The sequence below is a fragment of the Methylocystis sp. genome (assembly GCF_021731785.1).
Lineage (GTDB): Bacteria > Pseudomonadota > Alphaproteobacteria > Rhizobiales > Beijerinckiaceae > Methylocystis.
The window spans coordinates 1-3,698 of sequence record NZ_JAKFWS010000166.1; the positions used below are offsets into that span (position 1 = coordinate 1).

Below are 3,698 nucleotides of genomic sequence, written 5' to 3' on the forward strand. Positions count from 1 at the left end.
AATATCTTTTCGCGATCCGAAGGCGCGACGCCCGGGCCATGATCGATTACTTCGATCGCCGCCCCTGAAAGGACGCGAACCCGGACGACGTCGCCCTCCGGCTCGGCTCGAAGCGCGTTGTCGAGAAGATTGGCGACGACGCATTCAAGCGCCCATCGCGCGCACCTTACTTCGGTCGGCGATTCGGGCTCTTCGAACGCGATCCGCTTTTTGTTTTCGATCATCAGCGGCGCATAATCGGCGACGAGATGCAGAACGGTCGTTCCCAGATCAATGCGGTCTTGTTCGCATTCCTTGCGAACCGAAAATCGCGCCGTCGCCAACAGCTGTTCTACGATCGTCTGAATGCGCCGAATGTCGCGCCGGATATTGCGACGAAACGCAACGTCGTCGGGATTATCTGCATGGGCGCGCATAATTGCGATGGGCGTGCGCAACTCATGGGCCGCGTTGGCGGTAAAGCGGCGTTGCGCGGCGACTCCGGCGTCGAGACGCGCCAGCGCGGCGTTGACCGCGTCGATGAAGGGGACGACCTCCTTCGGCGCGTCGTTGGCCGCGACGCGCTGGTGCAAAGTGTTCATGTCGATGGCGGCGATGTCAGCCGCGGCGGCGCGCAGCGGCGCAAGCCCGCGCTGAACGACGAACCATGCAATGGCAAGCGCCCCCAACATCGCGGGGGCAGTGACGATAGCGGTATGCAGCGTCAAGAACAGTCCGGCGACTGCAACGAGATCGCTCCACGCAAATCTATATCCATAGGCCGCTATTGCGTACGGCCCGAACGCGGTCTGCGCCTGCCGCAAATAGCCGCGCGCTTGGCTTGTCTCATTGCCCGGAATCCGAAACTTTATCGCCGAGGCCTCTATTTGATTGAAACCGCCGAGCGCTGCGACGAGTTCCGGCGATGAGCCACGCAGGGCCTGACCGCTTCGTTGATCAAATGCGGCATAGCGAACCTGCGGATTGGCGTCGATATAGGCGCGCAAAGCGGCTGTCGGCTCCAGAACCACGGTCCCTTCGGGAGCCTGCATCAATGAGTCGACGACAAGCGAATGAATACGATATTCGCCCCAATCGTCTGGCGCGATTTCCCAGTTCGGGCTGACGCCCGATATGGAGACGAAAAAGTCGGTGATTGGGATCAGGAAAAACAGCGCGGCGAATTGTGCGAGCGCGAGATAGACGATCACCCGAGCTGATAAAGATTGGCGCTTGTTCATGACGGCTCTCGCGCGAGCATGTAGCCAATTCCGCGCGCTGCATGGATCTCGACGCCGGCGTCGAGATCATGCAGGCGCCTGCGCAATCTCGAAACCAGAATGTTTAGCGCATTGCCGTCAACGTCGTCATCGAATCCGTAAATCTCTTCGAGAAGCTTGTCGCGCAATACGACGCGGCCGGCGTTTCGGATAAGCGCTTCAAGCAGCGCGAGCTCTCGCCGGTGGAGCACGATGGGCCGGCCGCCGACGACCACCTGATGGGACGCCAGATCGAACGACAAGCGGCCAAGCGCGACAGGGGGAGGCGCGTCTCCGCCCGAACGCCGGAGACACGCCCTGATTCGCGCCATCAGTTCATCGAGATCGCAAGGCTTCGCCAGATAATCATCAGCGCCGGCGTCAAGCCCGCAGATGCGATCGGCGACCGACTCACATGCGGTCAGAATCAAGATCCGGATTCCGGGCTGGAGCGCCCGCATCCCGGAAAGAAGCTCAAGTCCGTCCCCATCGGGCAGACGCCGATCCACGAGGGCGAGCGCGTATTTGTGGCACGTCAGGGCCGCACGCGCTTCATCGAGCGCGCTGACATGGTCTGCAATAAATCCAGACCGTCCCAATCGCACGCTAAGCGCGCGCGCCAACTCCGGCTCGTCCTCGACTAGCAGAATGCGCATCGAGCGTGGCCAGTCGTCGCGCTACCCGCCCGCGTCCGATGGGACGCCAGGGGCAAATTTGAAAGTTGAGACATTTATCAATCGCTCCGCCGCAAGCGAATGCGCGAGGGTAAGGCGAAGAATGATAAAAATGCAACAGTTTCGATAAGTCGAAGTCTCGGCCCTCCATGTTACCTCCATGAAAGTTTCGCCTCATAGACAGGCTTCCTGAATCGCGGCGGCGACTTTTCGACAGTTGAGCAGCAGGAGGCCACCATGCTCACTCACAAGCTATTTTGGGGCGTTAGCGTACAGGTGTTGGCGATTGGCTGGGTGAGCGGCGCGGCGCTCGCGCAGCAAAGCCTGCCGACGATCGACATTGGCGCGAGGGCCCCACGCTCGTCTCAGCGGTCGATCCCGTCGACGACCGAGGCGCCATCGTCTTCCTCGTCATCGCAAGACGGCCCGCCCGTCGAGCAGACCACCGCCGGACCGGTTCGGGGCTATCAGGCGCTCACGACGCGCGCCACGCGATTTCAAACCCCCATCCAAGAATTGCCGATGTCGGTGCAGGTGATTCCACGCAAGCTGATCGACGATCAGCAGGCCATTTCGCAAGCCGAGGTCTTTCGCAACGTTTCCGGTCTACAGCCGGTAAGTCCGTTGTTCCCCGGCGGAATCGGCCCCAGCCTGCGGGGTATGCGGGCGGAGCGCTATATCGACGGTTTGCCGAATTACTATGATCTCGGCGTGCGCGACCTCCTCGTCAATGTCGAGCGCATTGAAGTGATCAAAGGGCCGGCAAGCATTCTCTTTCAGGGCGGACAAAGCCCGGTCGGCGGCGTCGTCAACATCGTCTCAAGGCTTCCGACGCCGGATCGCTTCGCCGAAGCGGGCGTGCGCGGGGGCGGCTACAGCTACGTAAGCCCTTACATCGACGTCAATCAGCCGCTGACCGAGGATAAGAGCGTCTTGTTCCGTCTCACGGCGCAATATGAGACGACGCGTTCGAACATCGATGTCGTGCATCGACGCAGCTATACGATCAACCCGACCATCAAGATCGCGCCGACCGACGCCACCTCGCTGATCGTGCAGGGAATTATTACGCGGCGGGATCAGCCGGACTATGCGGGACTTCCGGCTGTTGGAACGATCGACCATTCGCTTTATGCGATCCGTCCCACCGCCTTTTTGTCGACGCCCGGCCTGCCCAGCACCGGGACCTCATCGTCCGGCGTGACGCTGCGCTTCGATCACAAGTTCGACGAAACATTCTCCACTTTCACGAGCGCCCGCTTTTCTTCGTCGGGCATTTACGAGCCCTCGCAAATACCCTTCGGCAACACGCCGACCTTCTATGCCGATCCTTTCCTGCCCCTGCTTGGAGGCCCGGGAGTCATCGGCGGCCCAAGCCAGTTCTATATGGCGAACACGATCCTCAAACAGCAGGTGAAGGAGGTGTCGGTAACGTCGAACGTCATGGCCAAATTCGACGCTGGGCCGACCAAAAACAAATTGCTGCTTGGCGGCGATTTCAACCGCGTCTGGGAACTCGGCTACCTTGCCGGCGCCAACGCCACCGCGCCGGATCCCGCTATCCAAAGCGTCCTTGACTTTTGGGGACTGGGAGCCTTCGCGCCGCTCTACCCGATCCTCACCGACTTCAGAGCGCCGGTCTTTCCGCCCTATCTCTACCCGCTTCCGGGCCAGGGCAATTACACAATTTTCAGTCGCGTCAACAACGCCTATCAGAACGCCGGCGTCACCTTGCAGCTGCAGTCGACGATACTCGACCGTTTGCACATTCTCGCGGCGGGCCGGG

Annotated in this window: 3 protein-coding genes; 1 reads left to right on the plus strand and 2 read right to left on the minus strand. The window is 60.8% G+C overall.

What is annotated here, in order from left to right:
* Both QZ964_RS20245 and QZ964_RS20250 read right to left on the minus strand, forming a co-directional pair.
* A partial coding sequence (locus tag QZ964_RS20245; protein ID WP_292533943.1) for a HAMP domain-containing sensor histidine kinase occupies positions 1-1,220 on the minus strand: 1,220 nt, incomplete at its 3' end.
* Complete coding sequence (locus QZ964_RS20250) at positions 1,217-1,894, minus strand: response regulator transcription factor (protein ID WP_196405668.1); 678 nt, start codon at positions 1,892-1,894, stop codon at positions 1,217-1,219. The genes QZ964_RS20250 and QZ964_RS20245, both read right to left, overlap by 4 nt.
* Positions 1,895-2,149: 255 nt before the next feature.
* Between QZ964_RS20250 and QZ964_RS20255 the strand changes: the two genes are divergently transcribed.
* The coding region (locus tag QZ964_RS20255) for a TonB-dependent siderophore receptor (protein WP_292533948.1) at positions 2,150-3,698 on the plus strand (1,549 nt) is incomplete at its 3' end.

Coding starts and splice junctions, on each gene's coding strand:
- QZ964_RS20250 (WP_196405668.1), bottom strand. CDS start 1,894: ATGCGCATTCTGCTAGTCGAGGACGAGCCGGAGTTGGCGCGCGCGCTT.